The sequence below is a fragment of the Propioniciclava sp. genome, from assembly GCF_047602245.1.
In the GTDB taxonomy this organism is placed as follows: domain Bacteria; phylum Actinomycetota; class Actinomycetes; order Propionibacteriales; family Propionibacteriaceae; genus Propioniciclava.
On the sequence record NZ_JASGHT010000001.1, the window covers coordinates 3,487,681 to 3,510,544 of the forward strand.

The 22,864-nt window shown below is 69.6% G+C and carries 16 protein-coding genes and 1 pseudogene; 16 read left to right on the top strand and 1 reads right to left on the bottom strand.

Going from position 1 to position 22,864, the window contains the following annotated elements; translation table 11 throughout:
- Positions 1–11: 11 nt before the first annotated feature.
- Entirely contained in the window at positions 12–632 is a 621-nt protein-coding gene (locus QM708_RS16460; protein WP_415111069.1) for a TIGR03085 family metal-binding protein, read from the bottom strand.
- A 62-nt stretch (positions 633–694) separates the two neighbouring features.
- On the opposite strand from QM708_RS16460, the pseudogene hisI reads away from it, so the two are divergent.
- The 16 genes and pseudogenes from hisI to dnaE all read left to right on the top strand — a co-directional run.
- Positions 695–1,051, top strand: a pseudogene (gene hisI / locus QM708_RS16465) (phosphoribosyl-AMP cyclohydrolase); the annotation flags it as partial.
- A gap of 3 nt (positions 1,052–1,054) precedes the next feature.
- Positions 1,055–2,578, top strand: coding sequence for an anthranilate synthase component I (locus QM708_RS16470; protein ID WP_415111511.1), 1,524 nt, complete (start codon positions 1,055–1,057; stop codon positions 2,576–2,578).
- Positions 2,575–3,126 (top strand): Trp biosynthesis-associated membrane protein, encoded by a 552-nt coding sequence (locus tag QM708_RS16475; protein ID WP_415111072.1) that lies wholly within the window; start codon positions 2,575–2,577, stop codon positions 3,124–3,126. Before QM708_RS16470 ends, QM708_RS16475 begins: the two co-directional genes overlap by 4 nt.
- Positions 3,123–3,338 carry an HGxxPAAW family protein gene (locus QM708_RS16480; RefSeq protein WP_415111075.1) on the top strand — a complete coding sequence of 72 codons (216 nt, stop codon included), beginning with the start codon at positions 3,123–3,125 and terminating at the stop codon, positions 3,336–3,338. The genes QM708_RS16475 and QM708_RS16480 overlap by 4 nt, the downstream gene beginning before the upstream one ends.
- Before the next feature lie 8 nt (positions 3,339–3,346).
- Positions 3,347–4,141: an indole-3-glycerol phosphate synthase TrpC gene (gene trpC, locus QM708_RS16485; protein WP_415111078.1), complete on the top strand. Its 795-nt coding sequence runs from the start codon at positions 3,347–3,349 to the stop codon at positions 4,139–4,141.
- A 41-nt stretch (positions 4,142–4,182) separates the two neighbouring features.
- Positions 4,183–5,424: a tryptophan synthase subunit beta gene (trpB, locus tag QM708_RS16490; RefSeq protein WP_415111081.1), complete on the top strand. Its 1,242-nt coding sequence runs from the start codon at positions 4,183–4,185 to the stop codon at positions 5,422–5,424.
- Complete coding sequence (gene trpA, locus QM708_RS16495) at positions 5,424–6,263, top strand: tryptophan synthase subunit alpha (protein ID WP_415111084.1); 840 nt, start codon at positions 5,424–5,426, stop codon at positions 6,261–6,263. Before trpB ends, trpA begins: the two co-directional genes overlap by 1 nt.
- 22 nt (positions 6,264–6,285) lie before the next feature.
- Positions 6,286–7,173, top strand: a complete 888-nt coding sequence (lgt, locus tag QM708_RS16500) for a prolipoprotein diacylglyceryl transferase (RefSeq protein WP_415111087.1) — start codon at positions 6,286–6,288, stop codon at positions 7,171–7,173.
- Positions 7,174–7,309: 136 nt separating this feature from the next.
- Positions 7,310–11,818, top strand: coding sequence for a glutamate synthase large subunit (gene gltB / locus QM708_RS16505; protein ID WP_415111090.1), 4,509 nt, complete (start codon positions 7,310–7,312; stop codon positions 11,816–11,818).
- Positions 11,811–13,277 carry a glutamate synthase subunit beta gene (locus tag QM708_RS16510; protein ID WP_415111093.1) on the top strand — a complete coding sequence of 489 codons (1,467 nt, stop codon included), beginning with the start codon at positions 11,811–11,813 and terminating at the stop codon, positions 13,275–13,277. Before gltB ends, QM708_RS16510 begins: the two co-directional genes overlap by 8 nt.
- A 618-nt stretch (positions 13,278–13,895) precedes the next feature.
- The gene (locus QM708_RS16515) at positions 13,896–14,573 is read left to right on the top strand and encodes an ABC transporter ATP-binding protein (RefSeq protein WP_415111096.1); all 678 of its coding nucleotides are present in this window, start codon (positions 13,896–13,898) and stop codon (positions 14,571–14,573) included.
- A complete protein-coding gene (locus QM708_RS16520; RefSeq protein ID WP_415111098.1) occupies positions 14,570–15,763 on the top strand; it encodes a hypothetical protein in 1,194 nt (397 codons plus the stop codon). Before QM708_RS16515 ends, QM708_RS16520 begins: the two co-directional genes overlap by 4 nt.
- On the top strand, positions 15,760–16,347 hold the full coding sequence (locus QM708_RS16525; protein ID WP_415111101.1) for a hypothetical protein: 588 nt from the start codon (positions 15,760–15,762) through the stop codon (positions 16,345–16,347). The genes QM708_RS16520 and QM708_RS16525 overlap by 4 nt, the downstream gene beginning before the upstream one ends.
- A 53-nt stretch (positions 16,348–16,400) precedes the next feature.
- Positions 16,401–17,774, top strand: a complete 1,374-nt coding sequence (locus QM708_RS16530) for an NAD(P)-binding protein (protein WP_415111104.1) — start codon at positions 16,401–16,403, stop codon at positions 17,772–17,774.
- A 131-nt stretch (positions 17,775–17,905) separates the two neighbouring features.
- Positions 17,906–19,291: a hypothetical protein gene (locus QM708_RS16535; protein ID WP_415111107.1), complete on the top strand. Its 1,386-nt coding sequence runs from the start codon at positions 17,906–17,908 to the stop codon at positions 19,289–19,291.
- Between the two features lie 29 nt (positions 19,292–19,320).
- The gene (gene dnaE / locus QM708_RS16540) at positions 19,321–22,854 is read left to right on the top strand and encodes a DNA polymerase III subunit alpha (protein ID WP_415111110.1); all 3,534 of its coding nucleotides are present in this window, start codon (positions 19,321–19,323) and stop codon (positions 22,852–22,854) included.
- Positions 22,855–22,864: the final 10 nt, after the last annotated feature.

Genomic DNA, 22,864 nt, shown 5'->3' on the forward strand with positions numbered 1-22,864 from the left:
GCCTGGCCAGCCTATCGGTCCAGCAGTGCAGCCTCCGCGCCCGGATCACCGACCAGGCGCACGTCGGCGTCCGCTCGTCGGCCGAAGGCGAACAGCAGCAACTCCGACGGCTTGCCGATCACGGTCACGGTGCTCTCGCCGGGCTTGACCCGCAGCTTCTGGCCGCGGTCGGTGCGCTCCAGCACCACCCCGCACGGCGCCCCGCGGAACAGCGTCTTGGCGGTCGTGTTCAGGCTCTTGGCGATGGTGTCCTCGAACTCCACGCCCAGGTCACGGGGCGGCAGCCCGGCGGGACGGCGGACGTCCTCGGTGTGCACGAAGAACTCCGCGGTGTTCGCGAGTTCGTCCAGCACCGGCACCGCGAACACCGAGATCGGGCGCGGCCCGCGACGGATCTGGTGGATCAGCTCGGGATACGTCCAGCGCCGCTTCGTCGCATGCATGCGCGCATCCGTCACATCCGCCAGCGCGGCCAGGAACATACCCGGCAGCGCGGACGGATCGTTCTCGCGCACCCACAGGTGGGCGGCCAGATCGTGCGCCGTCCAGCCCTCACACAACGTCGGCGCATCGGGGCCGGCCGCCTCCAGCGCATCACACAGTGCCGTTCGTTCCTGCCTGGCGAAACCCATGCGCACACCCTAGCCAAGCCCGCACCGGGACGCGGCGGTCACGGCGGAGTCGTCGTGGAACAATGGCGCCCATGCCCAGCACGCTTCCACCCGAGCTCGCGGACGCCCTCAAGCGCAACGCCGACGGCCTGATCGCCGCCGTCGCGCAGGACGCCACCACCGGTGCCGTCCTGATGCAGGCCTGGATGAACGACGAGGCGCTGGCGCTCACCCTGCGGACCCGGCAGGCGACCTACTGGTCGCGCTCCCGCAGCGAGCTGTGGGTGAAAGGCCTGACCAGCGGCCACACCCAGCATGTGCGCCGGGTGCAGCTCGACTGCGACGGCGACACGATCCTGCTCAGCGTCGACCAGACCGGCGGCGCCTGCCACACCGGCGATGCGACCTGCTTCGACGCCCGCGAACTCCTGGCCGACGATGCGGTGGCCTCCCACCCTGAGCCGGTCACGCCCGACCTGGACGGCTTCCGGGCGAAGGCGTCCGAGGAGGGCTGCCGGGTGGTCAGCGTCTGGACGCGGCTGCTCGCCGACGACCTCACCCCGGTCGGCCTCTACAGCCATCTGTGCGGCGACCGGCCGAACACCTTCCTGCTGGAGTCGGCCGAGGCCGGCGTGTGGGCGCGCTACTCGATCGTCGGGGTCAACTCGGCTGCCGTGCTCTCGGAGCAGGGTGGCCAGGCGCACTGGACATGGGCTGACCGGGCCTTGGCGAACCTGCCCACCGGCGGCGACCCGCTCGCGGTGCTCGCCGAGACCCTGGAGCGGCTGCACACCCCGCGCGATCCCGAACTGCCGCCGATGGTGTCGGGCATGGTCGGCTACCTCGGCTACGACGTGGTCCGCCGGCTGGAGAAGCTACCCGACTCCAACCCCGACGACCTCGGCTTGCCCGAGATGGTGATGATGCTCGCCTCCGACATGGCCGTCCTTGACCACCACACCGGCGAGGTGTGGCTGATCGCGAACGCGATCAACTTCGACGACACCGGCGAGCGCATCGACGTCGCCTATGCGGACGCCGTCGCGCGCGTCCGCCGGATGGCCGCCCGGCTGCGCGAACCCGCCAGCCCGCTGCTCTCGCTGCCCGCGCCCGCCGGCGAGCCGGTGGAGTACACCCGCCAGCGCACCCAGCCCGAGTTCGAGGCCGCCGTCCGAGCGGCCGTCGAGGACATCAAGGCCGGCGAGGCGTTCCAGATCGTGGTCAGCCAGCGCTTCGAAGCGCCGTGTGAGGCCGACCCGCTCGACGTCTACCGGGTGCTGCGCCGCTCCAACCCGAGCCCGTACATGTACCTGCTGCGCCTGGACGCCCTCTCCATCGTCGGCTCCAGCCCCGAGGCGCTGGTCACCGTCAACGACCGGCGGGTGCTCACCCACCCGATCGCCGGCTCGCAGCCGCGTGGCGCGACGGCGGAGGAGGACGCCGCGCACGAGGCCTTCCTGGTTCGCGACCCGAAGGAGCGCGCCGAGCACCTGATGCTGGTCGATCTGGGCCGCAACGACCTGGGCCGTGTGTGCGTGCCCGGCACGGTCAGCGTGGTCGAGTTCATGGCGGTGCGCCGCTACAGCCACATCATGCACCTGGAGTCCACCGTCGTCGGGCAGCTGCGCGACGAATACTCCGCACTGGATGCGACGCTGGCCTGCTTCCCGGCCGGCACCCTGTCGGGGGCGCCCAAGGTGCGCGCGATGGAGATCATCGACCGGCTCGAGGTGTCCCGCCGCGGCCTGTACGGCGGCGTCGTCGGCTACTTCGACTTCGCCGGCAACTCCGATGTCGCCATCGCCATCCGCACCGCGGTGCTGAAGGACGGCCGCGCCTACGTGCAGGCCGGCGGCGGCATCGTCGCCGACTCGGTGCCGGCATCCGAAGACCTCGAATCCCGGAACAAGGCGGCGGCCGCCCTGCGGGCGGTGGCGCTGGCCTCGCGCATGCGCAGGCTGGCGTGAGGATCGACCCGCGCGCCGCGCTCGCCGCGGCCGGGCTGGCCGGCCTGGCCGCCGGCACCCAACTGCCCTGGTGGACGGTCACCTGGTCGTCCGGCTTCGGCAGCGGCTCCGCGCCGCTGACCGGCCAGGCCGGCACCAGCGGCCTGGCCAGCGCGCTGCCGGTGTTCGTGCTTGCGGCGGTGCTGCTCACTCTCTCGCTGGGGCCGCGCGGACGCCGCATCGTCGGCGTCCTCACCGCGCTCGCGGGGCTGGGGATGGTCGCGGCAGGGCTGACCGTGCCGGCGCCCGGTGACGCGCTGATCGCGCAGACGATCGTCGAAGCGGGCATCGCCAACGAGCGCGTCGCGGCCGCCACCGGCGGCGCCCTCGGCTACGCGGCGGCGGGCGCGCTGGTGGCCGCCGCGTCGGTCTGGCTGGTCGCGAAACCACCGGCGTCCCGGCGGAAACGAAACGCCGGTGAGCCGGTGGACGTGACATCGGCACTGGATTCTTGGAAAGCTATGGACCAGGGGCTTGACCCCACCGACGACGAAAGGGGCGGCGCATGAGCGACGGCGCGAAGTACCACCACGGCAGGACCCCGGCAGCCTGGACGGCCAGCGTGATCGCCACCATCGGCAGCATCGTCGCCGCGATCGGCTTCCTGATGAACATCTCCTGGACGGTCGTGTGGATCGGGCTCGGCCTGATGGCCGCGTCCGTGATCGTCGGCGGCGTGATGGTGAAACTCGGCTACGGCCAGCAGTACGCGGATCACTGAGCGACCGGATGGGTGTTCTCGATGACATCGTGGCGGGCGTCCGTGAGGACCTCGCCGCGCGTGAGGCGGCGCGACCGCTGGCCGAGGTGACGGACGCGGTGGCGGGCACGCCGCCCGCGCGTTCCGTGCTGCCCGCGCTCCGGGCGCCCGGGGTGTCGGTGATCGCGGAGGTGAAGCGCCGCTCCCCGTCCAAGGGCGCGCTGGCCGACATCCCCGACCCGACCGCGCTGGCCCGCGAATACGCGGCCGGCGGGGCGACGGCGATCTCGGTGCTCACCGAGCAGCGCCGGTTCTCGGGCACGCTCGCCGATCTGGTGGCCGTGCGCGCGGCGGTGGACACGCCGCTGCTGCGCAAGGACTTCATCGTCACCGAGTACCAGCTGTGGGAGGCGCGTGCTGCCGGTGCCGACCTGGCGCTGCTCATCGTGGCCGCCCTCGACGACGCCGACCTCGCCCGCCTGCACGGCCTCGCGCTCGACCTGGGGCTGACCCCGCTGGTCGAGGTGCACACCGCCGAAGAGACCCGCCGGGCCGTCGCGCTGGGTGCGGAGCTGATCGGCGTCAACAACCGCAACCTGCAGACCCTCGAGGTCGACCTCGCCCAGTTCGAGAAGCTGGCCGGCCTGATCCCCGGCGACCGGGTCAAGGTGGCCGAATCCGGCATCCTCGGCATCGCCGACGTCGAACGCGTCGCCGCCGCGGGCGCCGACGCCATCCTGGTCGGCGAGGCGCTGGTCAAACACGGCGATCCGCGGGCCGCCCTGGCCGCGTTCATCGACGCCGGCACCAGGGCCCAACGATAAGACCGGCGGGCCGAAGTCCCGCCGAGGAGGAGAATGCTCGCGTGAGCGAACCCACCCTGCCCGACGCGGGCGGCCACTACGGCCTGTTCGGGGGCCAGTACGTCCCCGAGGCCCTCAACGCCGCCCTCACCCAGCTCAACGACGCGTTCGACGAGGCGATGGCCGATCCGGCCTTCGGCGCCGAACTGCACCGGCTGCGCACCGAGTACGCGGGGCGTCCGACCCCCGTCACCGCCCTGCCGCGGCTCAGCGAGCACGCCGGAAACGCCCGGCTCATCGTCAAGCGCGAAGACCTGAACCACACCGGCTCGCACAAGATCAACAACGTGCTCGGCCAGGCGCTGCTCACCAAACGGATGGGCAAGACCCGGGTGATCGCCGAAACCGGCGCCGGCCAGCACGGCGTCGCGACCGCGACCGCCGCCGCGCTGCTCGGCCTGGAGTGCCGGGTCTACATGGGCAAGGTCGACACCGACCGCCAGGCGCTCAACGTCGCCCGGATGCAGCTGCTCGGCGCCGAGGTGATCGCCGTCGAGTCCGGCTCGGCGACGCTGAAGGACTCGATGAACGAGGCGATGCGCGAGTGGGTCGCCAGCGTCGACAACACCCACTACCTGATCGGCACCGTCGCGGGCCCGCACCCGTTCCCGCGGATGGTCAAGGAGTTCCAGCGGGTGATCTCCACCGAGGCCCGCGCACAGATCCTGGACCGGTTCGGTGAGCTGCCCTACGCGGTGGCCGCCTGCGTGGGCGGCGGATCGAACGCGATGGGCATGTTCGCCGACTTCATCGACGATCCGCAGGTGAAGCTGTACGGCTTCGAAGCCGAGGGCGACGGCATCGAGACCGGCCGGCACGCGTCCTCGATCACCGGCGGGTCGGTGGGCGTGCTGCACGGCATGCGCACCTTCATCCTGCAGGACGCCGACGGCCAGACGGTCGAGTCGCACTCGATCTCGGCCGGCCTGGACTACCCCGGCGTCGGCCCCGAACACGCCTACCTGGCGGCGTCCGGGCGCGGCAGCTACGAACCGGTCACCGACGCCGAGGCGATGGAAGCCTTCCAGCTGATCACCCGCACCGAGGGCATCATGCCCGCGATCGAATCCGCGCACGGCATTGCCGGGGCGCTGCGCCTGGGCCGCCGGCTGGCCGCCGAGCAGCCCGATCTGGAGCCGCTGATCTGCGTATGCCTGTCCGGGCGCGGCGACAAGGACGTGGCCACCGCGCTGAGCTGGTTCGGGCTCGACGGCACACCCGATCAGACCGTGGGAGGATTCTGATGAGCATCACCGCCGCCGGCACCGCCGGCCACTCAGGGCGCGCGCTGCTGGCCGCCCGCGAGCAGGGCCGCTCCGCCCTGGTCGGCTACCTGCCCGTCGGCTACCCCGACGTGCCGCTCTCCCTGGAGGCGATGCGGGTCATCTGCGGCGACGGGGACACCCCGGGCGTCGATCTGGTCGAGGTCGGCATGCCGTACTCGGACCCGATGATGGACGGCCCGGTCATCCAGCGCGCCGGCACCTCGGCGCTCGCCCGCGGCGTCCGGACCCGCGACCTGTTCGCGGCCGTCGAGGCCGTCGCCGCCACCGGAACCGCCGCGGTGTCGATGACCTACTGGAACATCGTCGACCGCTACGGGGTGGACGCCTTCGCCCGCGACTTCGCCAACGCCGGGGGAGCGGGCCTGATCACCCCCGACCTGACCCCCGACGAGGCCGACGAGTGGATGGCCGCCTCGGACGCCCACGGCCTGGACCGGATCTTCCTGGTCGCGCCCAGCTCGACCGATGAGCGCATCGTCGCCACCACGCAGGCCTGCCGCGGCTGGGTGTATGCCACCGCGGTGATGGGCGTCACCGGAGCCCGCGGCCAGACGTCTTCGCTGGCGCCCGAACTGGTCGCCCGCATCCGCGCACTCGCCCCCGAGACGCTGATCGGCGTCGGGCTGGGCGTGAGCAACGGCGATCAGGCCGCCGAGATCGGCGCCTTCGCGGACGCCGTGATCGTCGGGTCGGCGCTGATCAAGACGCTGCTGGCGGCCGAGGATGCCGGGACGCCCGGCGACTTCACCGCGCTGCGCGCCCTGACCAGCGAGCTGGCGGCGGGCGTGGGTCGTTGAACTTCTGTGCGGGTCGGGCAGGATGGGGCTCGTGATCCTCTCCATTCCCAGCCCCGACATCAGCAAGTTCGAGCTGGGCCCGCTGACGATCCACCTCTACGCGCTCTGCCTGATGGCGGGCATGGTGGCCGCCTGGCTGATTGGCTCCCGCCGCTGGGTCGCCCGCGGCGGACAGGCCGAGACGTTTGAGACGATCGTGCTGGTTGCGATCCCGTCGGGCATCGTCGGCGCCCGGATCTATCACGTCGTCACCCATTGGGAGGACTACTTCGGTCCCGGCCGTGACCCGCTCACCGCGCTGTACATCTGGCAGGGCGGCATCGCCATCTTCGGCTCGCTGATCGGCGGCGCGCTCGGTGCCTGGATCGCCGCACGCAGACTCGGCGCCCGGATGCCGGCCTTCGCCGACGCGCTGGCGCCCGGCCTGATCATCGCCCAGGGCATCGGACGCCTCGGCAACTGGTTCAACCAGGAGCTGTTCGGCGGCCCCGACGACGGCCCGCTCGGGCTGGAGATCGACCCGGTCCACCGTCCGGCCGAGTACGCCCACGTGGCCACCTTCCAGCCGACCTTCCTCTACGAGATGGTCTGGAACCTGGGCGGGGGAGTGCTGTTGCTCGCGCTCGACCGAAAGTTCAAACTGGGCTGGGGGCGGCTGTTCGCGCTGTACATGCTGGTCTACGGCACCGGCCGGTTCTGGATCGAGGGGATTCGCACCGACTTCAGCTACTACGTCGGTCCGCTGCGCACCAACCAGGTGGCGGCCCTGCTGATCGCGCTCGCCGGGGTGGCGATTTTCCTGGTCTCGGTGCGGATGAAGCCGGGTCGCGAGCCTTGGGTGGAACGTCGCGGCGTGGGCGGTCCGGACCAGGGATCTCAGGACAATAACGAAGCGAAATCCGCGCGATAATCCTCGCCGGGATGTAACACAGCCGTCATAGAACGCGCGCTACTTTGTTCCCGCACCATGCGGTGTGGCCAGGAAGGTTGCCTTAAGGGGTGGCTGCCACGAAGCCCGTTGGAGCAGGAGACAAAAAGTGAATGCAATGACCCATCGGCCCGATGAGGGCCTCTATCGCCATGACTTCGAGCATGACGCGTGCGGTGTCGCTTTCGTCGCCCATCTGAGCGGCAACGCCACCCACGACATCGTCGCCCAGGGCCTGCTGGCTCTGGAGAATCTGGACCACCGCGGCGCCACCGGCGCCGACGAGGCGGCCGGAGACGGCGCGGGAATGCTGCTGCAGATCCCCGACGCACTGTTCCGTGCCACGGTCGACTTCGTCCTTCCGCCCGCCGGCGAGTACGCCGTGGGCATGGCCTTCCTTCCGGTCGACGACGCCGAACGCGCCGCCACCAAACGCCGCATCGAGTACACCGCCATCGAAGAGGGCCTGCGCGTCCTCGGCTGGCGCGACGTGCCCACCACCTCGCACACGCTCAGCCCGGTCTCCATCGCGGTGATGCCGCACTTCGAGCAGCTGTTCGTGACCGGCAGCCGCGGCGTCGGCGGCATCGACCTGGATCGCCTGGTCTACCCGCTACGCAAGCGCGCCGAGCACGAAGTCGGCGTCTACTTCGCCTCGCTGTCGGCCCGCACCACCGTCTACAAGGGCATGCTCACCACCCAGCAGCTCGGCGAGGTGTTCCCCGACCTGCGCGACGAGCGGACGGCGTCCGCGATGGCCCTGGTGCACTCGCGCTTCTCCACCAACACGTTCCCGGCGTGGGAGCTCGCGCACCCGTACCGGATGCTCGCCCACAACGGCGAGATCAACACCGTCAAGGGCAACCGCAACTGGATGCGCGCCCGCGAGGCGCTGCTGGAGACCGACCTGATCCCCGGCGACCTGTCGCGCCTGTTCCCGATCTGCAACCCGAACGGCTCCGACTCGGCGTCCTTCGACGAGGTGCTGGAGCTGCTGCATCTGGGCGGCCGGTCGCTGCCGCACGCGGTGCTGATGATGATCCCCGAGGCGTGGGAGAACCACACCGAGATGGATCCGGCCCGCCGCGACTTCTACTCCTTCCACAGCTCGGTGATGGAGCCCTGGGACGGCCCGGCCGCGGTCTGCTTCACCGACGGCTCGCTGATCGGCGCGACGCTGGACCGCAACGGCCTGCGCCCGGGCCGCTACTGGGTGACTGAGGACGGCCTGGTGGTGTTCGCCTCCGAGGCCGGCGTGCTGCCGATCGACCAGTCCACGGTCATCGAGAAGGGACGCCTCCAGCCGGGCCGGATGCTGCTGGTCGATCTGGCTCAGCACCGGCTGATCAACGACGAGGAGATCAAGTCGACGCTGGCCGCCGAGCATCCCTACGGCGAGTGGGTCTCGCACCGGATCAATCTGGAAGACCTGCCCGAGCGCCAGCATGTCGTGCACAGCCACGCATCGGTGACCCGCCGCCAGCAGGTGTTCGGGTTCACCCACGAGGAGCTCAAGATGCTGGTCGCGCCGATGGCGCAGACCGGCGCGGAGCCGATCGGCTCGATGGGCACCGACGCCCCGGTCGCGGTGCTGTCGGAGCGTCCGCGGTTGCTGTTCGACTACTTCAGCCAGCTGTTCGCGCAGGTGACGAACCCGCCGCTGGATGCCATCCGAGAAGAGCTCGTCACCTCGCTGGCCAGCTCGGTCGGCCCCGAGGCGAACCTGCTCAGCGCCGGGCCGGAGTCCTGTGGCCAGATCGTGATCGGTTACCCGGTGCTCGACTCGGACGAGCTCGCGAAGCTGGTCCGGATCAACCGCGACGGCTCGATGCCGCAGTTCGACGCCCACGTCGTCCGCGGCCTCTACCGGCTGTTGGACGGCCCCGAGGAGTTGGAGCGCCGCTTGGAGGAGATCTGCGCCGAAGTGAGCGAGGCGATCGCCCGGGGCTCGCGCATCCTCATCCTGTCCGACCGCCACGCCAACATCGACTACGCACCGATCCCGTCGCTGCTGCTGACCGCGGCTGTCCACCACCATCTGGTCCGCGAGAAGACCCGCAGCCAGGTGGGGCTGATCGTCGAGGCCGGCGACGTCCGCGAGGTGCATCACGTCGCGCTGCTGATCGGCTACGGTGCGGCGGCGGTGAACCCCTACCTGTTGTTCGAGTCGGCCGAAGACCTGGCTCGCCGCGAGGTGTTCGTCACCGTCGATCCAGACAAGGCCGTCAAGAACGTGCGCAAGGCGCTTGGCAAGGGCGTGCTCAAGGTGATGAGCAAGATGGGCGTCTCCACCATCGCGTCGTACGCGGGCGCGCAGATCTACGAGGCGCTCGGCCTGGCTTCGGACTTCGTCGACAAGTACTTCACCGGCACGACGAGCCGGATCGAGGGCATCGGCCTGAAGGAAGTGGCCGCCGAGATCCAGTCCCGCCACGACGTCGGCTACCCGGTCGACCGGCGGACGCTGCCGCACCGCACCCTGGATGTGGGTGGGGAGTACAAGTGGCGCCGCGAAGGCCCGCCGCACCTGTTCGATCCCGAGACGGTGTTCCGGCTGCAGCACGCCACCCGCGAGAAGCGCTACGACATCTTCCAGCAGTACACCGCGCGGGTGAACGACCAGGCCAAGCGCCTGATGACGCTGCGCGGCCTGCTCGAGTTCGACGACACCCGCACCCCGGTGCCGATCGAGGAGGTCGAGCCGATCAGCGAGATCGTCAAGCGGTTCTCCACCGGCGCGATGAGCTACGGCTCGATCAGCAAGGAGGCGCACGAGACGCTCGCGATCGCGATGAATCGGCTCGGTGCCAAGTCGAACACGGGCGAGGGCGGTGAGGACGCCGATCGTCTCTACGATCCGGCGCGCCGCTCGGCGATCAAGCAGGTGGCGTCCGGCCGCTTCGGCGTGACCAGTGACTACCTGACCAACGCCGACGACATCCAGATCAAGATGGCCCAGGGCGCCAAGCCCGGCGAGGGCGGCCAGCTGCCCGGCCAGAAGGTGTACCCGTGGGTGGCCAAGACCCGGCACTCGACGCCCGGGGTCGGCCTGATCTCGCCGCCGCCGCACCACGACATCTATTCGATCGAGGATCTCAAGCAGCTGATCCACGACCTGAAGTGCGCCAACCCGGTGGCTCGCGTCCACGTGAAGCTGGTCGCCGAGGTCGGCGTGGGCACGGTCGCGGCCGGCGTCTCGAAGGCCAAGGCCGACGTGGTGCTCATCTCGGGCCACGACGGCGGCACCGGCGCGGCGCCGCTCACCTCGCTCAAGCACGCCGGAGGCCCGTGGGAGCTCGGCCTGGCCGAGACCCAGCAGACGCTGCTGCTCAACGGCCTGCGTGACCGGATCGTCGTCCAGGTCGACGGCCAGCTCAAGACCGGCCGCGACGTCGTGATCGGCGCGCTGCTGGGCGCTGAGGAGTTCGGCTTCGCCACGGCCCCGCTGGTCGTCTCGGGCTGCGTGATGATGCGGGTCTGCCACCTGGACACCTGCCCGGTGGGCGTCGCCACGCAGAACCCGGAGTTGCGCGCCAAGTACGCCGGCCACGCCGACTTCGTGGTGAACTTCTTCGAGTTCATCGCCCAGGAGGTGCGCGAGCACCTGGCCGCGCTCGGCTTCCGCTCGATCCAGGAGGCGGTGGGCCACGTCGAGGCGCTGCGCACCAAGGCCGCGATCGACCATTGGAAGGCCGAGGGTCTCGACCTGAGCCCGATCCTGCACCGCGTCCAGACCGACGGCCCGCTGCACCGGATCACCACCCAGGATCACGGCCTGGCCGCCAAGCTCGACAACGAGCTGATCGAGCGTTCGCGCCCGGCCCTCGAGCTGGGCACGAAGGTCCGCTTCGAGGTCGACGTCACCAACGTGGACCGGACGGTCGGCACCATGCTCGGCAACGCGGTCACCAAGGCGACCAAGGGCGCGGGGCTGCCGGAGGACACGATCGACATCACGTTCACCGGCACCGGCGGGCAGAGCTTCGGCGCGTTCGTGCCCCGGGGCATCACGATGCGCCTGATCGGCGACACCAACGACTACTTCGGCAAGGGCCTGTCCGGCGGACGCCTGTCCGTCCGGCCCCCCGAGAACGTGTCGTTCGTCGCCGAGGAGCAGATCATCGCGGGCAACGTGATCGGCTACGGCGCGACGTCCGGCGAGATCTACATCCGCGGCCAGGTCGGCGAGCGGTTCTGCGTGCGTAACTCGGGCGCGACCGCCGTCGTCGAGGGCGTGGGCGACCACGCCTGCGAGTACATGACCGGCGGCGAGGCGCTCATCCTCGGCCGCACCGGCCGCAACGTGGCCGCGGGCATGTCGGGTGGCCTCGCCTGGGTGCTCGACCTGAACACCGACCGGCTCAACACCGAACTGGTGGACGCCTGGCCGTTGACCGATTCCGATGTCGACCGGATCGAGACGCTGCTGCGCCGGCACGTCGCCATGACGGGCTCCGCCGTCGCCCAGCGCCTGCTGGATGGCGGGACGGATTCTTGGCGGGGACGGTTCAGCAAGCTGCTGCCGCGCGACTTCGCCCGGGTGCTCGCCGCCCGCGCGGACGCCGAGGCCGCCGGCCTGAGCGACGAAGAGACGGTTACGAAGATGATGGAGGCGGCTCATGGCTGATCCGAGGGGCTTTATCAAGGTCGCCCGCCAGGTGGCCGAGCGGCGTCCGAGCGACGAGCGGGTCGCCGACTGGGACGAGGTCTACCCGGGCACGCCCGGGCGGGCGGTGCTGCCGATCATCCGGCAGCAGGCGTCGCGGTGCATGGACTGCGGCATCCCGTTCTGCCATCAGGGCTGCCCGCTGGGCAATCTGATTCCCGAGTGGAACGACCTGATCTACAACGATCTGTGGCGCACCGCCACCGACCGGCTGCACGCGACCAACAACTTCCCGGAGTTCACCGGGCGGCTGTGCCCGGCGCCGTGCGAGACAGCCTGTGTCGTGGGGATCAACCGCGAGCCGGTGACGATCAAGAACATCGAGGTCGCCATCGCCGACAAGGCCTGGGACGACCGCCGCATCGTGCCGATGGTGCCCGAGTGGCACACCGGCAAGACGGTCGCGGTCGTCGGATCGGGCCCGGCCGGACTGGCCGCCGCCCAGCAGCTCACCCGCGCCGGTCACACGGTGGTCGTGTACGAGCGGGCCGACGACATCGGCGGGCTGATGCGCTTCGGCATCCCCGAGTTCAAGATGGAGAAGAAGGTGCTCAACCGGCGCCTGAAGCAGATGCGCCAAGAAGGCACCGTCTTCAAGCCGAGCACCACCATCGGCGTCGACATCACCGGCGAGCAGCTGCGGGAGCGCTTCGACGCGGTCGTGCTGGCCATCGGGTCGACGGTGGCCCGCGACCTGCCGATTCCCGGCCGTGAGCTGGACGGGATCCATCAGGCGATGGAGTTCTTGCCCCAGGCGAACAAGGTCGCGGTCGGCAAGCCGGTGGAGAACCAGATCACCGCGACCGGCAAGCATGTCGTCGTGATCGGCGGCGGCGACACCGGATCGGACTGCATCGGCACCTCGCTGCGCCAAGGCGCCGCCTCGGTCACCCAGCTCGAGATCATGCCCACCCCGCCCGAGGACCGTCCCGGCAACCAGCCGTGGCCGACCTATCCGATGATCTTCCGGGTCTCCACCTCGCACGAGGAGGGCGAGGTCGACCGCAAGTTCGCGGTGTCGACCAGTGAGTTCCTCGGCGCGGACGGCAAGGTCAGCGGCCTGCGACTCTCCGAGGTGCGGTTCTCCGAGGGCCGGTTCGTGCCCGTCGAGGGCACCGAGCAGGTCATCCCCGCCGAACTGGTGCTGCTCGCCATGGGCTTCGTCGGTCCTGAGCGCACCGGCGTGGTGGAGGAGTTGGGCGTCGAGCTGGACCCGCGCGGCAACATCGCCCGCGATGCCGACTTCCAGACCTCGGTGCCGGGTGTATTCGTCGCAGGTGACGCCGGACGCGGCCAGTCGCTGATCGTGTGGGCCATCGCCGAGGGTCGCAGCGCCGCCAACGGCGTGGACACCTTCCTGCAAGGCCGCTCCATCCTGCCCAGGCCGATCGGCCCGAACGACCGCCCGATGGTCGTCTGAGCCGACGTAGCCCCGATCGGGTCGCCCCGGGTTCCCGGGCTGACTCCATCGGGGCGACTCCGCGTTGGACACCGCGCGCGCCTGTTCTCTCGAGGGCTATCGGAGACCCTGGACGGTGAGGTCACCGTGAAACGGTGGTTGGAAGTGAGAAGGATCGGGCCTGAGTACGAGCCCGATCCTTCTCGCGTCTTCGCTCCACCACGCGGGCCCCAGAACCCGGGGATCGGAGGTGCCGTATGCCGCCCGGTTGCCGCTCTGTCGCCCTGTTTCCTACCCGGGCGACGGTGACTACACCGGGCGACATACCGGGCGAGTGTGACGAACCCGGGCGGCCTGATCGGACCGCGTCCTCAGCGTTTCCGATGACCCTCCTCATGCGATGAAGAGGCTGGTATCACCCGAGCCCGGAGGTCATCCGAGGCCGTCCCACTCGTCGGTGGTGCAGGCCGCGAGGTGAGGGGAATCCCCAGCATCTGATTCGGGACGTCCGTGAGAGGATGCGGTCATGAAGCAAGGTCGCGTTCCGGGCAGATGGTCGGAGGGAATCGGCTCGTGACTAGGTCATCTACCACGTACGGACTCGAGTTCGCGAAGGTGACGCATCGTTATGGTTCGGTCGTGGCCTTGGACGAGGTCGATCTCTGCTTGAGCGCGCGCAGCGTGGCTCTTCTTGGCCCGAACGGGGCCGGCAAGTCCACGTTGTTGGGCCTCGCGACGACGGTGTTGCCTGTGCAGCGCGGCCGGGTGGCCATCCAGGGGAGTGATCTGGGGCGGCGTGACGGACGTGCCGCGGCCCGGCGGGTGCTGGGCTACGTCCCTCAGTCGATGTCGCTGCCTGGGGGATGGTCGTGCGAGGAGTTCTTGGCCTACGCCTGCTGGATGCACCAGCAGACCGACTATCGCGCCGGGGTGGAGCGTGCCCTGGCCGGTGTGGGGCTGGGTGATCAGGCCAACTCGAAGATTCGCACATTGTCCGGCGGCATGAGGCAGCGTTTGTGCGTGGCCCAAGCTCTGGTGCACCGGCCCGAGGTCCTGATCGTCGACGAACCAACCGTTGGGCTGGATCCGCTCCAGCGCGTCCGGTTGCGTGAAGTCTTGAAGGGGCTGGATTGCCAACTCGTGGTGGCGACGCATCTGGTCGATGACGTGGCGGCTCTCGCGGAGCACGTCGTAGTGCTGGACGCGGGGCGTGTTGTCTATGACGGCTCCATTGAGGGTTTGTGCTCGGGGACGGTGAGTGCGGCGACGGTTGAGGACGCGTACGTGGCGCTGGTGAGAGATACGGAACCGGCATGAGATGGCGGGTGGTGCGGGCCGAAGCCACCTCGGGAGTGATGCTCGCCGGTGGTGCGGCAACGTTCGTGGTGGCCCTGGTGCTGAGCGTCATCGGTGAGAATGCTCCCTTGTGGCCGGATCGCACCCGGGTGGCGACGGTGATCTGCATCTACACGGTCCCTGTGCTGATGGCGGTGTCGGCGATCGTGTCAGGACGCCGCATGGAAGGCCTGTCCGCTTTGTCGAGTGCGTCGACGGCGGGCGAGCGTCATCCTGCCTTGCTGGTGGGGCTGGCGGGCAGCCTGTGGGCGGGGTTGATCGGTCTCGCGCAGTGCCTCGTGCCGATCGCGCTGATCCGCCCGGATGACCTACTTCCGCCCACTGCTTTGCTGTCCTGGGTGCAGGCGTTGGCCAGCCTCGTCGCGGGCGTCTGGGTGGGTGCGAGTTTCGGGATCCGGTTTCGTGGACGGCTGGCCGGTCCGGTGTTGGGGGTCATCGCGTTCGCCGGGTTCTATTCGTCGATGTACTTCGAGGGACGGTTCCGGCTGGCGGCACCGTTCGATTCGCCGTGGTACGTGCCGTGGACGCAGCCGGCACCGGGCGCTCCGGTGGGGCATTCCCTGGTGGCGGTGGCGTTGATCCTCGGCGCGTCGGCGCTGTTCGCGACCACGCCCGTGCGGCGGCGGGTGCTGACAGCCCTCGCCGCGGTGCTCGTGCCGGCCGGGATTCTGCTGATCGGGTCCGTGGCGGAGGCCGAGCGTTACGAGTTGCGTCCGATACCCGAGGGGCCTGTCTGCGAGCCCGTGGGCGGCGGATCGACGTTCTGCGCTCACCCTCTGGGTGGGCAGACGCGGGTGGCGACGGTGGAGGCGCTCCGCCAGGTGCGTGCTTTCATCGTGGACCTATGGGAGGTTCCGCAGAATCTGGTTCACCATGACTATCCGGCTCGTCCGGGCGATCACGTCGTGCCGATGTCCTACGGGGCCGATGCCAGCGCGCACGTGTCGAATGCGGCCTGGGGCCTCAGGCCTCGCTGTGCCGACTCGGAGATCGGCTTGGCCAGCCAGGACAACGTCTACCGGTGGATGACCGGGCGGGTCGGGTCTGCGACGACGGCTGCCGATGATCCGCTGGCCGACGTGTTCGCCCTCGGCGACGCCGATCAGCGGGCGTGGGTGCGCGAGCAACTCCGGGCGGGCTCATGTCGTTGAGCACCGGCCCCGACCAGCGCCGGCGCCTCAGGCTGTGGTGGATCACGGGCTGGTTCGGCCCCCTCGCCGTCCTGTGCATCCTCGGCGCGACCCTGCTCCGCTGGCTGCCCGTGCAGATTCCCGTGCCGCAACTCCTCACGCCGGGCGAAGCGCTGGTCCCCACCGCGCTCCTGATCGCCACGCCGCTGGGAATCGCCATTCAGATGACGCTGACCGAACCCAGCCCTCAGGTGTGGGCGATGGCGACCGGATACCGCCGGTGGTTGCGCCACCTGCGCGTCCTGCTCCTCAGCTCCGGCTTCCTGCTTCTCACCGCCGTTGTTGCGCCGGATCACCTGGGTCCGGCCACGGTGATCTTGCTCAGCATGGCCGGCGAGGCCATCGTGACCGGCTGGATCCTGGGCTACCGCCTGGCTTGGATTCTGCCCAGCGTGCACGCAGCCGCCGCGGCCCTGATGGGCACGAAGATGATGGCTCTGGCATGGTGGGCCTGGCCGGCCGATCCGAACCCGAACAGCAGCCTGATGGTCCTCGCGCCGGTGATCCTCCTCGCCGGGCTGCTCATCGAAACACGGCCACGTTAGGGCTGAGTGCGCGACGAGCCTCGCGGCCGCCTGCAATGTGGGAGCATGCGTGTATGAACGCAGTGCTGCGTCCCAGGCGGGTGGCCATTGTCGGCGCAGGCCCCTCGGGGCTGTTCGCCGCTCAGTCCCTGCTGAGCCGCGACCAGGACGTCCGGATCGACGTCCTCGACCGGTTACCGACGCCGTTCGGCTTGCTGCGCTACGGCGTCGCCCCTGACCACACCAGCATTCAGGCCATGCAGCCCAAGCTCGCCGAACCGTTCCGGTCGGAGCGGACGCGGTTCTTCGGCATGGTCGAATTCGGCAGCACGTTGACTCGGGCCGATCTGCTGGCGTCCTATGACGCCGTAATCTATGCGGCCGGCGCCTCGGAGGACCGGCGGCTGGGCGTCGACGGTGAGGATCTGCCGGGCAGCCGCTCGGCGCGTCAGTTCGTGGCCTGGTACTGCGGGCACCCGGACGCCCAGCCGCAGAGCCTGGACGGCGTCCGGAGCGCGATGACCTTCGGGGTGGGCAACGTGGCGGTGGATGTCGCCCGGGTGCTGTCGGTCTCCTCCAGCCACCTGGCCGGCACCGACATGCCACCTGAGGTGCTGGAGGAACTCGACCGCGCTCAGGTGAGCGACGTCTGGCTGGTCGGACGCCGCGGGCCTCAGCACGCCAGCTTCACCACCACCGAACTGCGCGAACTGCTGGAGTTGCCCGGCGTCCAGCCGCTCATCGACCCCGCCGACCTGGCCGGCATCGATCCGGCCACGCTCGACCGGCGCACCCGCACCAACGTCGAGGCGCTGACCGCCGCCACCGGCCGGGTGGTGCCGGACGCGCACACCCGCCTGCACCTGCTGTTCTGGCGGCGTCCGGTGCGCCTGCTCGGCGACGGTGCGGTCGAGGCCGTCGTGCTGGAGCGCACCACATTGGACGCCTCCGGTGCGGTCATCGCCACCGGCGAGCAGGAGACCATCGAGGCGCAGCTGGTGTTGCGGGCGATCGGCTACCGCGGACGCCCGCTGCCGGACGTCCCCTTCGACGACCGGGCCGGCGTGATTCCCAACGCTGAGGGCCGGGTCACCGATCTCGACGGCCGCCTCTGCCCCGGCGAGTACGTGGTGGGCTGGATCAAGCGCGGCCCGATCGGGGTGATCGGCACCAACAAGTCCGACGCCGCCGCGACGGTCGCCGCACTACTGGAGGATTTCGCCGCCAACCCTCGCTTCCCGGACGGCCCCGACGCGGCCGAGTTGCTCGCTGCCCGCGGAATCGAGGCGTCCACCTTCGAGGACTGGGAACGGATTGACGCCGAGGAGCGTGCCCGGGGCACGCGTGAGGGGCGCGCCCGGGTCAAGGTGGCCTCCTGGCACCAGCTGACCGATTTGATCAGGCACGGCCGCGGTGGCGGCCCGCTCGAACGCGAGCAGGAGTGTTAACAGTGCGGCGCCACGAGGGCGCCAGAGTGAATCCGACTGTTAAATGTGCAGGTCATGGCGAGGCCTCCCTGTACAGGCTGACATGGAAGAATGTCGAGGTGACATCGCCAGCCCGACCTCGCGTCGCCATCGTGGGCGCACGCCCCGCGGGGCTGTTCGCGGCCCAGGCGTTGGTGCGGCGGCATCCTCGGGTGCAGGTCGACGTGATCGACCGGTTGGCCGCACCGTTCGGGCTGTTGCGTTACGGCGTCCCTCTCGACCATCCGAGCCTGCGCGGCGTCGGGCGCGCGTTGGCTGCTCCGTTCGAATCCGGTCGGGTGAGATTCCTGGGACCGGTCGAGTTCGGCCGCACGCTCACCTGCGCGGAGCTGCTGTCCGGCTACGAGGCGGTGATCTACGCAGCGGGCGCTGCGGAAGAACGCAGACTGGGCGTGCCCGGCGAAGACGCCCCGGGCCGGGTGTCGGCCCGCGAGTTCGTCGCGTGGGGGTGCGGGCATCCGGACGCGACCCCGGTGCCGCTGGAGGGCGTCCGCAGCGTGGCCACCTTCGGGGTCGGCCATGTGGCGGCCGATGTCGCGCTGCTGCTCGGCCGCGACCCGAGCGTGCTGGCCTCAGCGGGCGCGCCCCGCGCGATCGTCGACGCGCTGAGCGCGGGCACGCTGCGCGACGTCTGGGTCTTCGGGCGGCGCGGGCCGCAGCACGCGAGCTTCGGCGCGCAGCAACTGCGCGAGTTGCTCACTTTGGAGGGCGTCCAACCGGTGATCGATGCGTCCGACTTGTACGGCATCGACGAATCCGGTCTCGATGATCGCGTTCGCGCGAACCTGGCGGCGCTGCGGGAGGCCTCCACTCGGCACGTGCCGGATCCTCGCCTGCGCGTTCATTTCGAGTTCTGGCGGCGTCCGGCCGAGATCATCGGCGGTGCTGCCGTGCGCGGCCTGATTCTGGAACGCACCCGGTTGGACGCCGACGGCGGTCTGCGGGGCACCGGCGAGGCGATGGGCGTGGCCTCCCAGTTGGTGCTGAGCGCACCCCGCTACCGCGGCTGGCGCATTCCCGGCGTCCCGTTCGACGAGATGCGCGGCGTGATCCCGAACATCGATGGCCGGGTGGTCACGATGAAGGGCCAGGCCTGCCGGGGTGAGTATGTCGTCGGCTGGATCAAGCCGGGGCCGGCGGGTCTGTTCGGCACCACCGAGGCCGAGGTGGCGGCGACGGTCGACGTCGTCTTGGCCGATCTCGAGGCCGGGCGCCTGAGTTCGCCCGGCGGCCCGGATGCCGCCCAGCGCCTGGCACGGCTGGGCGTGCGGGTGTCCACGTTCGCCGACTGGTGGGAGCTGGAGGCCGACGCGTGGGCACGTGGCGCCGCCGCCGGATCGGCCGAGGCGCGTGTGGCCGGGTGGCACCAGCTGACCGATCTGGTCCGCTACGGCCGTGGCGGGGGACCGCTGGAGTGCGAACCCGGCGCCACGCGCGACTGCCAGGAGCTACTTCCCGGAGCACAGCAGCTAGGCTGAGGGGGCTTTCCAGGAGGTTCACCACGCTCATGGGCGACGAATTCGTTCACCTGCACTGCCACTCCGAGTTCTCGATGCTGGACGGCGCCGCGCGCCTGAAAGCGCTGGTCGCCGGCGCCGAGAAGATGGGCATGCCCGCGCTGGCCATCACCGATCACGGCAATATGTTCGGCGCCTACGAGTGGTACCGGACCGCCAAGGGGTCCTCGGTCAAACCGATCGTCGGTCTCGAGGCGTACCTGACCCCGAAGACGCACCGCAGCGAGCGCAAGCGCGTCCAGTTCGGCGACGGCACCGGCGACGATGTGGCGTCCAAGGGCGCCTACACGCACATGACGATGTGGGCCTCCGACACCGCGGGCATGCACAACCTGTTCCGGCTCAGTTCGCGCAGCTCGCTGGAGGGCTTCTTCTACAAGCCACGCGCCGACCGGGAACTGCTGCAGACCTACGGCAAGGGCCTGATCGCCACTACCGGTTGTCCCTCCGGCGAGGTGCAGACCTACCTGCGGCTGGGGCAGTACGAGCAGGCGATCGCCTCCGCGGCCGAGTTCCGCGACATCTTCGGCGAGGGCAACTTCTATGTCGAGTTGATGGATCACGGCCTCGACATCGAGACCCGGGTGCGCGCCGACCTGCTCCGGCTGGCCAAGGACCTGAACCTGCCGTTGGTCGCCACCAACGACCTGCACTACGTGCACGCCGAGGACGCCGAGGACCACGACACGCTGCTGTGCGTGAGCGCCGGGGCGAACAAGGACACCCCGGGCCGGTTCAAGTTCGACGGCTCCGGCTACTACCTGAAGTCGCCCGAAGAGATGCGGCTGCTGTTCAGCAACCTGCCCGAGGCCTGCGACAACACCCTCGCGATCGCCGAACGCTGCAACATCGAGTTCGACGAGGGCGTCGGTACCTACATGCCGCAGTTCCCCGTGCCCGAAGGCGAGACCGAGGATTCCTGGTTCGTCAAAGAGGTGCGTCGCGGCCTGGAGGAGCGCTTCCCCGACGGCGTGCCCGACTACGCGATCCGGCAGGCGGAGTTCGAGGAACGGGTCATCATCGACAAGGGTTACCCGGGATACTTCCTCGTGGTGGCCGACTACATCAAGTGGGCCAAGGAGAACGGCATCCGGGTCGGCCCGGGCCGTGGTTCGGGCGCCGGCTCGATGTGCGCCTTCGCGATGCGGATCACCGATCTCGACCCGGTGCCGCACGGGTTGATCTTCGAGCGCTTCCTCAACCCGGAGCGTCCCTCGATGCCCGACTTCGACGTGGACTTCGACGAACGCCGCAGGGGCGAGGTGATCCGCTACGTCACCGAGAAGTACGGTGACGACCGGGTCTGCCAGATCGTCACCTACGGCACGATCAAGGCCAAGCAGGCGATCAAGGACGCCGGCCGCGTCCTCGGCAAGCCGTTCGCGCTGGGCGAGCAGATCACCAAGGTGTACACCCCGGCAGTGCAGGGCAAGGACGTCGCCATCGCCGACGTGTTCGACCCCGGGCATCCCCGCTACGGCGAGGGCACCGAGTTCCGCGAGTTGTACAACGCCGACCCCGAGGTCAAGCACGTCGTCGACACCGCGCGCGGCATCGAGGGCCTGAAGCGGCAGTGGGGCGTCCACGCCGCCGGCGTCATCATGTCGAGCAAGCCGCTCATCGACGTCATCCCGATCATGAAGCGGGAACAGGACGGGCAGCGGATCACCCAGTTCGACTACCCCAGCTGCGAGAACCTGGGCCTGGTCAAGATGGACTTCCTGGGCCTGCGCAACCTGACCATCCTCGACGACGCCGTCAACAACGTGAAGATCAACGCCGGCGTCGACATCGACTTGGACGCCCTGGCGCGCCAGCCCGACGACGCACCCACCTACGAACTGCTCGCCCGCGGCGACACCTTGGGCGTGTTCCAGTTCGATGGTTCGGGCTACCGGGCGCTGTGCCGGCTGATGCGCCCGGACAAGTTTGCCGACATCACTGCGCTCGGCGCGCTCTACCGTCCGGGCCCGATGGGCACCAACACCCACGTCAACTACGCGTTGCGCAAGAACGGCCAGCAGCCGGTCACCCACATCCATCCCGAACTCGCCGACGACCTGGAACGGCTGCTTGGCGAGACCTACGGCCTGCTGGTGTACCAGGAGCAGGTCATGCAGATCGCCCAGGAGATGGCCGGCTACAGCCTCGGTTCGGCAGACCTGCTGCGCCGGGCGATGGGCAAGAAGAAGAAGTCGGTGCTGGACGCCGAGTTCGCCAACTTCGAGGCCGGCATGAAAGCCAACGGCTATTCGGCCGAGGCGATCAATGCGCTGTGGGAGACGATGGTCCCGTTCTCCGCGTACGGCTTCAACAAGTCGCACGCCGCCGCCTACGGGGTGGTGTCCTATTGGACGGCCTACCTGAAGGCGCACTACCCGGCCGAATACATGGCCGCGCTGCTGGAGTCGGTGCGTGATGACAAGGACAAATCGGCGATCTACCTAGCCGAATGCCGGCACATGGGTATCAAGGTGCTGCCGCCGGACGTGAATTCCTCCCAGGGCCGGTTCACCCCGGTCGGCCGCGACATCCGCTTCGGCCTGGGCGCGATCCGCAACGTGGGCAACAACGTGGTGGGCGGCATTCTGGAGGCGCGTGAAGAGCACGGTGAGGCGTCCGACTTCAACCAGTTCCTCGACCACGTGCCCGCGGTGGTGTGCAACAAGCGGGTGATCGAGTCGCTGATCAAGGCGGGCGCGTTCGACTCGCTGGGGCACACCCGCCGCGGCCTGATGGAGGTCTTCGAGACCAAGGTGGACGAGGTCGTCGACCTCAAACGCAACCAGGCCAACGGCCAGGACGACCTGTTCGCCGAACTGTTCGGCGCCGAGGAAGCCGATGGCGCGGGCGCGCTCGCGGCGTCCCCGGTGCCGGATCTGCCCGAGTGGGAGAAGATGACCCGGCTCGCGTTCGAGCGCGAGATGCTGGGCCTGTATGTCAGCGACCATCCGCTGAACGGGCTGGAGCATGTGATCGCCGCCAACCGCGACCTCGGCATCCAGCAGTTGCTCGCCGAGGACGGCCCGCGCGAGGGCCAGGTGACGATCTGCGGCATGATCACCGGCATCCAGCGCAAGCAGACCAAGGAAGGCAAGATCTGGGCCATCCTCACCGTGGAGGACCTGGACGCCTCCTTGGAGGTGATGGTGTTCAACAAGGCCTACATGCCGGTGGCGATGTCGCTGGGCACCGACGTGGTCGTGAAGATCCGCGGACGCCTGCGCGAGCGCGACGAATCGGTCGAGCTCACCGCGTCCGATGTGAGCTTCCCCGACGTGAGCAGCAGCCCGTCCGGTCCGGTGACCATCGCGCTGCAGGCCGCCCGGTGCACGCCGGAGGTCGTCGAACAGCTGCGGTTCACGCTGCGCCAGCACCCCGGCACGCAGGAGGTGCGGGTCAAGGTGTCGGCCCCCGGCGGAACCAAGCTGTGGAAGCTGGACGACCGGCTGCGCGTGCAGCATTCCGGTTCGCTGATCGCCGATCTCAAGGCGTTGTTGGGGCCCTCATGCTTCAGCGCCTAGCATCGATACC